The following is a 14,524-nucleotide window of genomic DNA, read 5'->3' on the forward strand; positions in this document are numbered from 1 at the left end:
TTTTCTTTGGGTACTTTCTTTTGGCGACGCAAAAGAAAGTACCTCGCCCGTGGGCGCGAGAACCCACCCCAAAATGAGCTATCGCGTAGCGATGCAAAGCCATTCGCGGTTCCGGGTAGGACCGCAGAAGCTAGGGCAACAAACTCTTCACGTCGATGGGCGGCTCCTCGTTTTCCGCCTCCCCCTTGTCCTTGCCGCCGATGGCCATGCCGGCGACCCGGTAGAAGTTGTAATCGTGATACTTGCCCGTACCCTGTATGAGCAGGTGCTCCTTCTCGTACACCATGTTGCGGCGGTCGTACTCGCACATCTCGAAATCCGGCGTGAGCTGGATGGCGTAGGTGGGGCAGGCTTCCTCGCACAGGCCGCAGAGGATGCAGCGGGAGAAATTGATGCGGAAGAATTCCGGGTACCAGCGGCCGGTTTCGTCCTCGGCCTTTTGCAGGGCGATGCAATCCACGGGACAGGCCGCCGCGCACAGGTTGCAGGCCACGCAGCGCTCCTGACCGTCCGGATCGCGGGTCAGCACGATGCGGCCGCGGTAGCGCGGATACAGATGGGGCCGCTCCTCCGGATACTGGACCGTATCCGCCGGCATGAAAGTGTGTTTCAGGACGCCCCAGAGGGTGCGAAGGTGGCTGAACATGGGCGCTATCCTCCCGCCAGGGCGATGCCGCCCGTAATGACGATGTTGACCAGGGTGAGGGGCAGCATCACCTTCCAGCCGAAGGCCATCAACTGGTCATAGCGCGGGCGCGGCAGGGCGGCCCGGATCAGGATGAAGAAGATGATGAACACCGAGGTTTTCAGGATGAACCAGGCCAGAGGCGGCAGGAACGAAGGCCCCAGCCAGCCGCCGAAGAACAGGGTGACGATGATGGCGGAACTGAGGGTGACGCCCAGGTATTCTCCGACGAAGAACATGCCGAACTTCATGCCCGAATATTCGGTATGGAAGCCGGCGACGATCTCGTGCTCGGCCTCGGGCAGGTCGAAGGGTGCGCGGTGGCTCTCGGCCACGGTCGCCACCACGAAGGCCGCCAGGCCCAGTATCTGCGGCACGCAGAACCAAAGGCCCTTCTGGGCCTCGACGATGTCACGCAGGTTGAAGGTACCCGCCATCATTACCACGCCCATTGCCGCCAGGCCCATGAAGACTTCGTAGCTGAGGGTCTGGGCGGCGGCGCGCAGGCTGCCGAGCAGGGCGTACTTGTTGTTGGAGGCATAGCCCGCCAGCACCTGGCTGTAGACCGCCAGGGACGAGAGGGCGAAGAAGTACAGCAGGCCGAAATTGAAATCGATGATGCCGATACCCGGCGCGAAGGGCACCACCACGAAACCCAGCAGCATGCAGAACATGATGATCGCGGGGGCGATGATGAACACCGGCTTGTCGGCGAAGGGTGGTATCCAGTCTTCCTTGAAGAAGATCTTCACCATGTCCGCGACCACCTGCAACAGGCCCAAGGGCCCCAGTCGGTTGGGTCCCAACCGGTCCTGCCAGATGCCGATGAGCCGCCGCTCCACCCAAATCAACAGGGCGGCCACCGCCAGCACGGCGGCCAGTATGCCGATGATGTCAGCGGGAGAACCGATCTGGTTCATGGCCTTTCCCCTTTGGTTCCAAGCGACCGGGGCTTCTCCGGGCAGCCCGCAGATTCGCGAGAGCCAAGGTTTGTATCCCGTAGGCCGCGCCGAGCACCGCAGCTTTCGATGGGGCTTACCCGAAGGGGCGCGGCAAGGATGCCGCGCGGCGGCAGAGGGACAGGGACGAACCTTCTGCCGGCTCCCGGAGAAAGCGAGGAGCACAGGGTACGCCGCGAGCGGCGCGTGGCCTCCGGGTCGCCTTTTCTTTGGGTCCTTTCTTTTGGCGACGCAAAAGAAAGGACCTCGCCTTCCGGTGCGAGAACCGGAATCAAAAGAGCGTCGCGTAGCGACACTGGTTTTTCCTCGACTCGGGTGGCATCAACTGCCCACATTTCCGCCCCCCCGAACTTCCCAAATTTGTTCTCCATCTCCAATCCACGGCAGCCCCGGCAATCCGGCCGGAATGCCCGCCAGCCCCGCTGCCAGACCGGGCAGGATGGAAACCGGCAGTTGCCGCGTTTCGCCGGATAGGGGCACCGCGACGATGTCTCCCGCCTTCAGCCGCAGCTTTTCAGCGTCCTCCGGACACAAGGCCAGGTAAGGCGCCGGGGCGCGCTGGGCGATGGCGTCGGCGAACGCGCTCAATTCCTCGCTACCGAAAATGTGAGGCAAGGGGATCAGTCGCAGGGTGCCGGCTGGTAGCGCCTTCTCCGTCGCGGGGGGGGCGTGCCATTCAGGATTCCTTGGGCCCTGCGGCTCGAGGAGCCTGACGCCGGGATCGCCGCCTCGCAGGGCGCCGCCAATCGCCGCCTGGAACTTGCCCACGGCCTGGTTGGAATTCCAGCCGGGGGCCCATACGTAAGGATTGAGCGCCGGCGGGCGGCCGTTCTGGATGCCTTCCATGGAGAAGGCCAGAGCCGATTCCTGATCCACCGTCTGCTTGGGTTCATGAATGCGCACATTGGCCAGCATGGCGGTGCGGCCGCTGTAGCGATGGGTTTGCCGCGGGATCTTCTGCCCCAGGATGCGGAAGCCGGCGCCGGGCGCGACCCGCACGACCTCCTGCAGGGCCGGGATGGCCTCGGCGCAGGCGGCGGTCAGGGCATCGATATGCTGCCTGGGGTTTTCGCGGGCATCGTCCAGCCAGCGCCAGCTCTCGCGCACGTCGCCCGCCGGCGGAAAGGCTGCGAAGTGGCATTGTGCTCGCCCCTCGCTGCTGACCAGAGTGCCTTCGCTTTCCGCAAAGCTCGCCGCGGGTAGCGCCAGGCTCGCTCTGCGCGCGGTCTCGGTCTGGAGATGATCGATGACGATGGTCTGAAGGCCTTCGGCGAACAGGCCTTCCACGGCGGACCGGGCTGCGCGCCGGTACAGATCGTTCTCCAGGATCACCACGGTGTCGGCAGCACCCGAAGACACGGCGGCAAAGGCCTGCTCCAGGGGATGGGCTTCCAGCAGGGCCAGCCCCAGGCTGTTGCATTCAGGGAGCATGACGTGGACATCGGTGGCCGCGCCCAGTCGCGTGGCGAGGGCCTGGGCGATCTGCGCGGCGGCTTGCAGCAGGGCCGGGCTGGCGATGCCAAAGACGATCAATGGGCGCTTCGCCCCGGCGAGGGCTTCCGTCGCTACTTCGGCCACTGCGCGCATCGAATCATCCAGACCCTGGACGGCGGGTGCCGCCGCGTCGATGCCGTGCGCCACGGCGAAGGCGAAGCGTGCCAGTTCGCCCGGCGCTGCACGCAGGGTCTTGAGCGCGATGTCGTCCAGCCGCGTCGGCGCGGGGCTTGCCACGAACAGCGGGCTGCGTTCCTGTTGGGCTGCGTTGCGCACGGCAGCGTCCTGCCAGCGGGGTATGCGCAGTTGATCGGCAATTTCCAGGGCGCGTCCACGAACGGCTTGGCGCAGGGCCAGGGCCAGACGCGGCGCGGTTTGTGTCGGATCTTCGCCCAGAACCAGGACCGCATCGGCCTGCTCGGCATTGTGGATGGAGGCCAGGCGCAGCGGCTTGCCGCGCAGGATCTCCAGCAGCGAGCGCATCTGTGCGTGCTCGGTGGCGCTGACACCGGCGTAGAAGTTCTCCGCTCCCACCAGATCGCGTAGGGCGAAGTTGGCCTCCAGGCTGGCGCGGGGCGAACCGATGCCGATGGCCTTGCGCGCCTTGGTGAGCATGCGCCCGAACAGGTTGCGCGCGCCCTGCCCATCCAGCGGCGGCTGGCTGCGCACCGTGGCGCGGCGCAGGCGCTTGGCGCTGTTGACGAAGTCGTAGCCGAAGCGGCCGCGGTCGCAGAGGAAATAGCCGTTCACCTGGCCGTGGTAGCGGTTGACGATGCGGCGCAGGCTGCCGTAGCGCTCGCCCGGGCTGGTGTTGCAGCCCACCGCGCAGTGCACGCAGACCGATGGGGCGGACTGCAGATCCCATTTGCGCGCGTAGTGGGCGCTGAAGGTCTTGTCGGTGAACACGCCGGTGGGGCAGACCTCCACCAGGTTGCCGCTGAACTCGTTCTCCAGGGTGCCGTCCTCGTGGCGGCCGAAATAGACGTGATTGTGGGAGGCGAACACCTGCAGGTCATCGCCGCCGGCGTAATCCTGGTAGTAGCGCACGCAGCGGTAGCAGGCGATGCAGCGGTTCATCTCGTGATTGATGAAGGGCCCCAGATCCTGATTGCGGTGGGTGCGTTTATGGCCGCGGAACCGGCGGAAGGTGTGGCCGGACATTTCGGTCATGTCCTGCAAATGGCACTCGCCGCCTTCCTCGCAGACCGGGCAGTCATGGGGGTGGTTGGTCATCAGCAGCTCGATGATTTCGCCGCGGAAGTCCACCGCCTCGGGACTCTTGAGGGAGACGCGCATGCCTTCCGTGACCGGGGTCATGCAGCCCATGACGATGCGGCCGCGGGTGTCCTCGGCGTTTTGATACTGGATGACGGCGCACTGGCGGCAGGCGCCCACCGACCCCAGGGCGGGGTGCCAGCAGAAATAAGGGAGATTCAGGCCCAGTTCCAGGCAGGCCTTGAGCAGGTTGTCGCCGCTCTTGACCGTGTACTCCTGGCCATCGATCTGGACCCGCACGCCCCCCTCCTGAGTTTGGGCCTGGGCCTGGGATTTTGCGGTGGTCTGCTCAGGCATGGGCGGCTCCGGCGGCGGCGACGCGGGGCAGATAGGCTTCGAAATCGCTGCGGAAATGTTTGAGCGCGCTCTGCAGCGGCTCCATGGCGCCCGGCGCGAGGGCGCAGAAGGTGTTGCCGGGGCCGAGAAACCCGCACAGCCGCTCCAGGGTGGCCAGGTCCTCGGGCCGGCCCCGGCCATCCACCAGGCCCTGCAGCAGGCTGACGGTCCAGGGCAGGCCGTCGCGGCAGGGAGTGCACCAGCCACAGGATTCCTGGGCAAAGAACTGTTCCAGGTTCAGCACCATGCGCACCGGGCAGGTCTGGTCGTCGAGCAGGATCATGGTGCCGGTGCCCAGGCGGCTGCCGCACTTGCCGATGGAGCCGTAGTCCATGGGCACGTCCAGATGTTCCGGCAGCAGGAAGTCGGTGGAAGCGCCGCCCGGCAGGAAGCCGCGCAGCTTGTAGCCGTCCTGCATGCCGCCGGCGTGTTCCTCGATGATCTCGCGCGCGGTGACGCCCATGGGCAGCTCCCAGGCGCCGGGCCGCTTGACCCGGCCACTCACGCCGTAGAGCTTGGTGCCGGCGTCGGGGCCACGGCTCAGGCCCTTGAACCACTCCGCTCCGTAATGGACGATGTGGGGCACGTTGCACAGGGTTTCCACGTTGTTGACGATGGTGGGCTTGCCCCAGAGGCCCGACACCTGCGGGAAGGGCGGCTTGGCCCGGGGGTTGGCGCGCTTGCCTTCCAGGGAATTGATCAGGGCGGTCTCCTCGCCGCAAATGTAGCGCCCGGCGCTGGTGTGCAAATGCACCTCCAGGCTGAAGTCCGAGCCCAGAATGTTCGTCCCGAGGTAGCCAGCCGCGTGCGCCTCGGCGATGGCCTGGCGCAGCCGGGCGGCGCCCAGGTGGTATTCGCCGCGCAGGAAGATATAGGCGGTGGAGGCCTGGATGGCATAGGCGCTGACCGCCACGCCCTCGACCAACTGGTGCGGGTCGCCTTCGATCAGCAACCGATCCTTGAAGGTGCCCGGCTCCATTTCGTCGCCGTTGACCACCAGGTACTTGGTCTTGGGCGTGTTCTCGCCCATGGGCACGAAACTCCATTTCACGCCGGTGGGGAACCCGGCCCCGCCGCGCCCCCTCAGGCCCGCGTCCTTGACCAGGTGCTGGACTTCTTCCGGCTGGTAGTCCTTGAGAGCCTTGCGCAGGCCTTCGTAGCCGCCGGACTTGATGCATTCCTTAAGGCTGGCGGCGGTGCCGTCGGGCTTGATATTCCGGGTCAGGGGCTTGCCCATCAGCTTCCCCCCCTGGTCGAAACGATACGGTCGATGGCGGCGCGGTCCACATTCATATGGGTTTCATCGCCCACCATCATCACCGGCGCCTTGTCGCAGGCGCCCAGGCAGACGATGGGCAGCAGGGTGAATTCGCCGTCGGCGGTGGTTTCGCCCAGCTTGACGCCGAGCTTCTGCTGCAGGTACTCGCGATGGTCCTCGGCCCCCAGCATCCAGCAGCTCACGCTGTTGCAATAGTGGATCACCTTGCGCCCCACCGGCCGGCGGTAGATCAGGTTGTAGAAGGTGGCCACGCCGTCCAGTTGCGCCGGCGACATGCCCAAAAGTTCGGCGATATCCGCCAGGTTCTCGTCGGAAACCCAGCCGCGATGGGCCTGAACGATCTTCAGCGCCTCGATGGAGGCGGCGGAGGCCTGCTCGTAGTGGGCGGCTTCGGCGCGGATGGCTTCGATTTCCTCTGCTGTCAGGTTCATGTCATCGGTCCACGTCCGCCATGACAAAATCGATGCTGGCCAGAATGGCGATCAGGTCCGCCACCATCATGCCCCGGCTCATCAGGGGGATCATCTGCAGGTGCGGGAACGACGGCGTGCGGATGCGCGTGCGGTAGGACATGGTGCCTCCGTCGGAGGTCAGGTAATAGCTGTTGAGGCCTTTGGTGGCCTCGATGGTCATAGCCGCCTCGCCCGGCGGGATTACCGGCCCCCAGCTGACGTTCACGAAATGCTGGATCAGGGTCTCGATGTCGTGCATGGTCCTTTCCTTGGGCGGCGGCGTGGTGAGCGGGTGGTGGGCCTTGTAGGGCCCTTCCGGCATATTGTTCACGCACTGCTCGATGATGCGCAGGCTCTGCCGCATTTCCTCGACGCGCACAGCGCAGCGGTCGTAGCAATCGCCCTTGGTTGCGGTCGGAATGTCGAACTCGAAGCGTTCGTAGCCGGAATAAGGCCGCGCCCTGCGGTAGTCCCAGCCCATGCCGGTGGCGCGAAGGCCCGCCCCCGTGACGCCCCATTCGATGGCCTCTCCCGTGGTATAGGCGCCCACACCCATGGTGCGGCGCTGGATCAGCTTGTTCTTCATCACTGTGCGGTCGTATTCGTCCAGGCGCGCCGGGAAATAGGCGATGAATTCCCGGATCAGCCTGTCCCAGCCTTCCGGCAGGTCCAGGGCGACGCCGCCGATGCGGAAGAAGCTGGAGTGCATGCGAGCGCCGGTGAAGGATTCGATGATGGCGAACACTTTCTCCCGGTCGATGAACATGTAGAAGATCGGCGACATCTGTCCCACGTCCTGGGCGAAGGTGCCGTAGAACAGCAAATGGCTGGCGATACGATAGAACTCGGAGATCATCACCCGGATCACCTGGGCGCGCTCGGGCACCTGGATGCCGGCGAGCCTTTCCACCGCCATGACATAGGGCAGGTTGTTCATGGACCCGCCCAGGTAATCCACCCGGTCCGTGTAGGGAATGTAGGTGTGCCAGGACTGGCGCTCGCCCATCTTTTCCGCGCCGCGGTGGTGGTAGCCGATGTCGGGCACGGCGTCGATGATCTCCTCGCCGTCCAGTTGCAGGGCGATGCGGAATACACCATGCACGCTGGGGTGGTTGGGGCCCAGGTTGAGAAAGAGGAAGTCGCTGTTCTCGCTCTCCCGCTGCATGCCCCATTCCTCCGGCACGAAGCGCAGGGCGTCCTGCTCGAAGTCGCGGGCGTCGTCACTCAGGCTGTAGGGCTCCAGTTCGGTGGCGCGGGCGGGATGGTCCTTGCGCAACGGATGGCCCTTCCAGGTCGGCGGCATGATGATGCGGCGCAGGTTCGGGTGTCCCTCGAAGCGGATGCCGAACAGGTCGAACACCTCGCGCTCGTACCAATTGGCCATGGGCCAGATGCCGGTGATGGAAGGCGCGGCAGGCTCGTCGCCGGTGAGGGCCAGCTTCAGCCGCAGATCCTCATTGCGCTGGAAGGACAGCAGGTGATAGACGACGGTGAAATCGCTGGGCGGCAAGCCCTCTCGATGGCTGCGGGTGCGCTCGTCCACCCCTGTCAGATCGAGCAGAAGCGGATAGGGCTGCGGCACCTGCTCCTTGAGGAAGCTCAGCACCGGGCACAGTTGATCCCGTTCCACCCAGAAGGTCGGTATGCCGTCGGCGGTGAATTGCCGGTAGATGCTGTTCGCGCCGAAACGCGCATGCAAGGCCTGCTCGATGGGTTCCACGCCTGCTGGTTGTTGCATGACCGCGGCCATCGGCATTCTCGCGCTATTTCAGATGGAAAGGGTCGCGCAGCTCGGTGGCCTGCACCCGGTCCGGCTGCTTCAGGTCTCGCCGGCTGACGGGCTGCGGTTTTTCGATGCCCTGGGGACCGACCACCCAGCTCAAGGGGCGCCGTTCCTTGCCCACCGATTCCTGCAGCATCATCAACCCTTCCAGCAGGGCCTCGGGTCGCGGCGGGCAGCCGGGCACATAAACGTCCACCGGCAGGAACTTGTCCGCCCCCTGCACCACGCTGTAGATATCGTACATGCCGCCGGAATTGGCGCAGGAACCCATGGAGATCACCCATTTCGGCTCCAGCAACTGATCGTACAGCTGCTTCACCACTGGCGCCATCTTGCGGAATACGGTGCCGGAGATGACCATCAGATCGGCCTGGCGGGGAGTGGCGCGGATCACTTCGGAACCGAAGCGGGCAATGTCGAAGCGGCTGGTGAAGGCGGTCGCCATTTCCACGTAGCAGCAGGAGAGGCCGAAGTTGAACGGCCAGATGGAGTTTTTGCGGCCCCAGGCGATGAGGTCCTCCAGTCGGGCGAACATCACGTTGCGGCGGATCGCCTCGTCGTAGGTGGTCTGCCCCGGTCTGGGGTTCGGGGCCTGATCGGCCGGTGTCAGGGTCCAGCGCATGGGCAATCGGTCCTTACCAGGGAATTTTCGGAGCGGTGGCCTTTTGCCGGGCGGTGCGCCAATCCAGCGCGCCCAGCAGCCACAGATACGCCAGCGCCGCCACGAGCACGGCGATGAACACCAGGATTTCGATGTAGCCGGCCCAGCCGCTCTCGCGGAAGGCGATGGCCCAGGCGAAGATGAAGACCGCCTCGATATCGAAGATGACGAAGAAGATGGCGACCAGGTAGAAACTGACGGAGAAGCGCAGCTGAGGGCTGCCAATGGCGACGATGCCGGATTCGAAGGGCGAAAGGGTTGCTGTGGTAGGCCGGCGGCTGCGTTCGCCAAGTAGGGCGGAAGCGCCGAGCATGACGCCGACCACGACGCAGACGGCAAGAAAATACGCGACCAGAGGCCAGAGTTCGGGCGGTGCAGCAGTGTTCGGATCCATCAGCATGGTTCCCGTTCTTGCGTTTCCTCCCGGCACCTTCGGGAAACTTCCCCGGATGCCGACCGCAGCGCCTCAACAGGCGCTGGTGTTCTTGGTGCAGCGGGTATTTCTTAACATGTTCGCCGGCAGGAGTAAATCACGTTGTGAAATCCACTCGCCGGTTCATCCCCTTTTCATGGTTTTCCTGCCCGGTTTGACGGAGCCCAGGTTCAAAGGTTCAGCAATAAGAGCAGATCCTGGGCATGCTCGATGGCGTGTCGTTCCCTGAGTCGCCCGGCGCGCAGCGCGTCAACAAAGCGTCCCGGCTCGAGGATGACCCGCGCCAAGGCCGAGCTGATTTTCTCGGGGTTCGGGTCCTCGAAGCCCACGCCGTTGCGCCGAATCCGCCAGCCTACGACAGTCTGCCACGGGTACGTTCAGAACGATCCCTGACCATGGGGTGGACGAGAAAGGAGAGCCCAACAGCGCCAGGCTTTTGAAACCACAGCAAGGTAAGGTTCGAGGACTTCGTCTATCCGATGCAACGCGACGGCCATCCGGTAAAGCACTTCAAGCCTGTGGTGATAGGCCAGAAGAGACCGCCACACTCTCCACGGCTTGCCCTCATTGCCATGGCGGCGGGAAGCCTGGTCTTAGAGTACCCAGCCAAACTCCGGATGGGCATGGCTCAACACCGCCATGATGGGGCGCCCCAAACACCTTGCTTCAGTAGCGATGATGACGCGGTGACCGTCACGCAGAGCGCCGTGTACGATCCAGCGCAGATAAAGCGGGTGATGGCCCCGACCAACGCTTGGATAGGCGCGTCTACCGCGGCGATGCGCACTGGTAGGGGTAGAAGTGATGGTAACAGTACCCGCGCGGGTCGCCGATGCCCGATTCCGAGTTGATCAGACACTGCTCGGCGATACTTTTGGAGGTTTCCTGATAGTCGTCGCGGGATTCCTCGTCATTCTTGCACTGCATGCAGATGGCGTGGTGATCGTACACCGACAGGATCCTCAGGTCGGCGCTCTGCAGTCTGCGTTGGCAGCGAGAGCAATGGGTCGCGCAGCTCAATTCTTCCAGCCAAGGCTTGGTCATCGACGTCACCTCCTGACAAGATCAAGCGAGTAGCCTACCGCTCCGAGGCCCTTGCTGCAAATCCGATCGGGGGTGAGCAGGTTACGATGGGTTGTGCTCGCCTATTGCCAGTGGGAAACCGGGATAGTCCGGACGGTTTCAGATGTCTGCGGTTGCTGGCTGCCGGCCGGACGGGTCAGTTTGGTAATGGAGAGGACGGCCTGCTTGGATCCGTCCGGCGCGCGCCCTGCGTCGTGAAAGCCTACCGCTGTCCATTCCTGGCTCTGGTTTGATTCAGCGGGCAACTTTGATGTGTCCAGATAGATGGTGACCCCGGGCGCGCTGCCGTCGTCGGTGGTTTCCACGGGGACCGATGCCTTGTGGCTCTCGATGTTTGTCACCGCTCTTTGCTCCATGCGGGCACGCAATAGAGCCATCTCCTGCAACAGTTTGGCGTAATCGCTACGCATGCGCTGCAATTCCGCCGAAGCTTCGCGCGACTGCCCGGCTTGGCCATCCGATTGCGCGGTGCTATAGGACCCCTCCTCGGGCAGGCTGAGGAAGAGCAAGGAGCTGATCAGTATGAGTACGACGAATAAAAGGATGTTCGGTTTCATGGTTCTGTCCCGGTCGGTCGTGAGCCCGGCAAGCGCATACGTGCAACTCTCGGGCTACCTGGGGAACAGATTAGGGGAAGGGGCGCGGCGATTCAGTCCCGGGTTACCCGGGGTTTTGTGAAATATTACCGGTTTTTCTGTCGGAACGTGTTTACCGGTAAGACAGGGTGCGCCTGATCATCGCCGCGCGTGGACCTTGGAAGCGCGGGTCACTGGCACACGGTGCTGCAGGCGCTGGCCTTGGAAGCGCAGGTGTAGCGCTGTGTGGGTTTGTCGCAGTCCACCATGGATCCGCTGTAGGAGCGGCATTTGCCGCAATTCCCGAGCGTCGTCTCGTCGGTGACTTCGGAGGTTTGCTCCAGGCTTGCCGTCGAGCCAGTCGGGGATGGGGTCCTGGTTCCGACGAAGGCGAGAACGCTCACAACGGCTAAGCAACCAAACAGCACATAACGATACCTTTCTATCACGTACATGGCGGACCTCGTGGTGGGTAAAAACGAGCAAACTCAAAATGCCAGGGTAAATCGGGCAGACACGGAAAAGTCGGGCGCAAAAGGCAGGCCGGATGGTATGCCGCCGTTCAAATTACTCGGATCTGCTCTGAGCCCGTAGGCTTCGTAGCGGTAGTGCTGGTCCAGCAGGTTCTGGAGCTGCACTTCGAGCAGACCGAGACGTCTCGGGAATCGGTAACCAAGTCCCAAGTCTAGAAAAACGGCATCATCTGAGCCACTGCGACTGCCGTCGGAGACCCGCTGATGGTAATGGGTCGCCCGCAACCGGGTGAACCAGCCCGTGGGGTCGAAATAGGCGACGCTGGCGGGAATGTACTGGGTCTGGGTGTCCCTGGGGCCACCCTGATCTATTGATTCCAGATTGGCAAAATCCTCGCGGTAATACTCCAGAGTCGTTGCCCATTGAGACGCGGGTGTCCACAAAAGGTAGCCGCGGTACTGGGTTTCACGCCAACTTTGGTAATCTGCTCCCAGGGAGGGCACCTGCAATTGCCGTTCGGAAAGTTCGGCGCCCCCGTTCAGGGTGGGCGTGAAGCGCTGGTCCAGGCCTATGCCGTAGCGGTCGGCGCGGGTGCCATTCGGATCATCGTAAAACTGGTTGAAGCCGGCCAACTGGGTCGGCTCCAGGGTCTGTCCAGCAAACAGGAAGCGCTTCTGGGTGCGAAAGGCGGCGGCCCTTAGGGTCGTGTCCGGGGTGATGTTCCAGAGGATGCCGCCCTTGGGATTGAAACTACGCCGTGTTTCGTTGTCGAGAGAGTCGTCCATGAAATCGGCGCTGGCACCGAAAGTCCAGCTCACCTCGGACGGGGCGCGCAAAATACCGTACCAATAGCCATTGCCTTGCTGCTGCCGGGAAAATGAGACGGCATCGTCGTTGAAGTCGATTTGCCCGTATCCGCCACCCAGAATCGAGTTGAAGCCCTCGCGCCCATAACGGTGCTGGATTTCACCGCTATTCCCGCGGACGAAATGGTCGTCCACCGATGCCGGGAAAAAGGTCGGCGCAGCCTTTCCGGGTTCTACCACGGAATAGGGCCCCTGCCGGAACGAGCCTGAATTTTCCAGATGGACGAAGGATCCGAGGAATTTGGAGTGCTCCGTCGCAGCCCAATTGAAACCAATTCGATAGAGGTCGTTACTGGATTGCCGACGCTGATTTTCCCGAAGCGGCTCGAGGAACGGCCGCAAGTCTTCTGAAATCGGCAAAAGTTCGGAGCTCAGGTCGCCGTATTCCAGGTCACGGTGGCGGTACTCGGCCTGGACGCCGAAATCGGGGGTGATGCGACCCTGCACGAAGGCGTTGTAGAGGTTGGCGTCGATGTCGTTGTTCTTCCGATAACCTCCGGTTTGGTAATGCATCTGGCCCAAACTGTAGGACCAGTTGTCCCAGATGCCCGAATGCACCACTTCGTCACCATAGGTGTCCTGGCTGCCCACCAGGCCGGACACCAGGGTGGCAAAGCCGTTACGGTCGAAGAGGGGGTTGAATTCGTTGAGCGACAGGGCGGAGGGTCCCAGGTTGCCGATCAAAAACAGGCTGCTTTCGGCCAGCCGTGGCTGCACCGGCGTGATGTTGATGGGCTGCAGGAGCTGGGATTGCAGCAACTCGCTGGCCCGCGCGAAGTCATGGCGGGGGAGCGCTGAATAGGAGTCGGACAGCAGACGGTGCGAGCTATAGTCCCCCGGATCTGCGGCTAATGCCTTCCAGCTTTCCACCAGCCCACGGGGCGCGAACCCCAGCTCGTTGTAAATGCGCCCGATGGCGGCTCCCCGGGCGGCGAGGTCGCTGTCGAGCATCTGCCGGGAACGGTAGACGGCCCGGTCATGGTTCAGTTCGATCGCGTGCTGAAGGTCGGCGATGGCTTCCACCGGCCGATTTTCCGCCTGTTTCTTGATGGCGTCGTAGAACCAGGGGGTGGGGTCCTTGGGGTCGTATTGCTTGGCCAGGTCGTACTGGCCCTGGGCGGGCTTGGAGCGCTTCTGCTCGTAGTAGGCTTTGCCCACATAGCTGCGGGTAAGGCTGTCGTTGGGATCAAGGCTGGCGGCGAGTTCGAGTTCCGCAGTGCCGGCTTCCAGTTCTCCCCCTCGAATCTGTGTCAAGCCCCGCCCGAAATGGGCCAGGGGGTCGCTGGGATCGGTCCTCAGGGCGGTGTCGAAGCTGGTTTGCGCGGCATCACTATCCAGGTCGGCCAGTTGGGTGAAGCCGAGCAGGGTCCAGCCGCGGGCGAGGGCCGGATTCAGTTCGGTGGCGCGCTGCGCGGCCTTGTGAGCGCCACGACGGTCGCCGGTGGCGTCCAGCAGTTCCGCCAGCCGGGTTTGGACCAGGCCGTTGTCGGGGGCGAGTTCGGCGGCCTTTTGCGCGGCGGCAAGGGCGCCCGGCAGATCGAACTGGGCCTGACGGACATAGGACAGGGCGGTCCAGGGCACGGGCGAGGCGGGCTGTGCCTGGGTGGCCTGCTCAGCCAGGAGCAGGGCCTGGTGTCTATCGCCGCGGGTCAGGGCGATGACAGAGCGCAGGGCTTGGGCTTGGCCCAATTCGGCCTTGGGAATCTGGGCGATCAGGGGCTGGGCCTCGTCGAGGCGGCCTAGGCTCAGCAGCAGGGAGGCGCGCAATGCCACATGGGCGCTGCCGTCGGCTTCCAACTCGCGCAGGGCGCCGAGGCTGTCGCCGGCGAGGTAAAGGGATGCGGCGCGCTTGACGGCGGGGTCTGCCGCGGCCTTGCGCAGGGTGGCCAGGTCGATCAGGGGCGGATAGTACAGCGCCCACTGCACGGCGTCCTCGGGGGCGATGACAATCTTGCGCAGCGGTGCCTGTCCGGCCTGAGCGGTGGCGGTCTGTCCGGAGTCGAGGGTCACCGAGCCCTTGGGGTTGGAGGCCTCGACCCGGCCTTCGAAGACAGTGACCTGGCCTTCGGCCTCGCCGCTGGCGACCAGGAACTCGGTGCCCTTGATGGCGGCGTTGATGAAGGGAGTCTTGACGTCGAGGGAACTGGGGGTGCGGCTGCGCAGGTAGAT

13 protein-coding genes are annotated in these 14,524 nt (G+C 63.9%); all 13 read right to left on the reverse strand.

The genetic code is table 11. The annotated features are described in order from the left end of the window. Nucleotides 1-130: 130 nt before the first annotated feature. Nucleotides 131-646, reverse strand: coding sequence for an NADH-quinone oxidoreductase subunit NuoI (nuoI, locus tag EK23_RS19210; protein ID WP_045227019.1), 516 nt, complete (start codon nucleotides 644-646; stop codon nucleotides 131-133). Between the two features lie 5 nt (nucleotides 647-651). Then, entirely contained in the window at nucleotides 652-1,605 is a 954-nt protein-coding gene (gene nuoH / locus EK23_RS19215; RefSeq protein ID WP_045227020.1) for an NADH-quinone oxidoreductase subunit NuoH, read from the reverse strand. A gap of 360 nt (nucleotides 1,606-1,965) precedes the next feature. Then, nucleotides 1,966-4,710, reverse strand: a complete 2,745-nt coding sequence (gene nuoG, locus EK23_RS19220; protein ID WP_082054352.1) for an NADH-quinone oxidoreductase subunit NuoG — start codon at nucleotides 4,708-4,710, stop codon at nucleotides 1,966-1,968. Then, nucleotides 4,703-5,986, reverse strand: coding sequence for an NADH-quinone oxidoreductase subunit NuoF (nuoF, locus tag EK23_RS19225; protein WP_045227021.1), 1,284 nt, complete (start codon nucleotides 5,984-5,986; stop codon nucleotides 4,703-4,705). The genes nuoG and nuoF overlap by 8 nt, the downstream gene beginning before the upstream one ends. Further along, entirely contained in the window at nucleotides 5,986-6,459 is a 474-nt protein-coding gene (gene nuoE / locus EK23_RS19230; protein WP_045227022.1) for an NADH-quinone oxidoreductase subunit NuoE, read from the reverse strand. The genes nuoF and nuoE overlap by 1 nt, the downstream gene beginning before the upstream one ends. Before the next feature lies 1 nt (nucleotide 6,460). Continuing rightward, nucleotides 6,461-8,218, reverse strand: coding sequence for an NADH-quinone oxidoreductase subunit C/D (gene nuoC / locus EK23_RS19235; RefSeq protein WP_268748198.1), 1,758 nt, complete (start codon nucleotides 8,216-8,218; stop codon nucleotides 6,461-6,463). A gap of 25 nt (nucleotides 8,219-8,243) precedes the next feature. Then, complete coding sequence (locus EK23_RS19240) at nucleotides 8,244-8,885, reverse strand: NADH-quinone oxidoreductase subunit B (protein ID WP_045227023.1); 642 nt, start codon at nucleotides 8,883-8,885, stop codon at nucleotides 8,244-8,246. Between the two features lie 13 nt (nucleotides 8,886-8,898). Continuing rightward, nucleotides 8,899-9,318, reverse strand: a complete 420-nt coding sequence (ndhC, locus tag EK23_RS19245; RefSeq protein ID WP_045227037.1) for an NADH-quinone oxidoreductase subunit A — start codon at nucleotides 9,316-9,318, stop codon at nucleotides 8,899-8,901. Nucleotides 9,319-9,527: 209 nt separating this feature from the next. Then, a complete protein-coding gene (locus tag EK23_RS23735) occupies nucleotides 9,528-9,686 on the reverse strand; it encodes a hypothetical protein (protein WP_158002550.1) in 159 nt (52 codons plus the stop codon). Nucleotides 9,687-10,125: 439 nt separating this feature from the next. Then, a complete protein-coding gene (locus tag EK23_RS19250) occupies nucleotides 10,126-10,401 on the reverse strand; it encodes a hypothetical protein (protein WP_045227024.1) in 276 nt (91 codons plus the stop codon). A gap of 101 nt (nucleotides 10,402-10,502) precedes the next feature. Next, nucleotides 10,503-10,997, reverse strand: a complete 495-nt coding sequence (locus EK23_RS19255; protein WP_045227025.1) for a hypothetical protein — start codon at nucleotides 10,995-10,997, stop codon at nucleotides 10,503-10,505. A gap of 209 nt (nucleotides 10,998-11,206) precedes the next feature. Further along, the gene (locus EK23_RS23480; protein ID WP_145998745.1) at nucleotides 11,207-11,470 is read right to left on the reverse strand and encodes a hypothetical protein; all 264 of its coding nucleotides are present in this window, start codon (nucleotides 11,468-11,470) and stop codon (nucleotides 11,207-11,209) included. A 33-nt stretch (nucleotides 11,471-11,503) separates the two neighbouring features. Next, nucleotides 11,504-14,524: hypothetical protein (locus EK23_RS23740; protein WP_045227026.1), on the reverse strand; the 3,021-nt coding region annotated here is incomplete at its 5' end.

The sequence above is a fragment of the Methyloterricola oryzae genome, assembly GCF_000934725.1.
Taxonomy (GTDB): Bacteria; Pseudomonadota; Gammaproteobacteria; order Methylococcales; family Methylococcaceae; genus Methyloterricola; species Methyloterricola oryzae.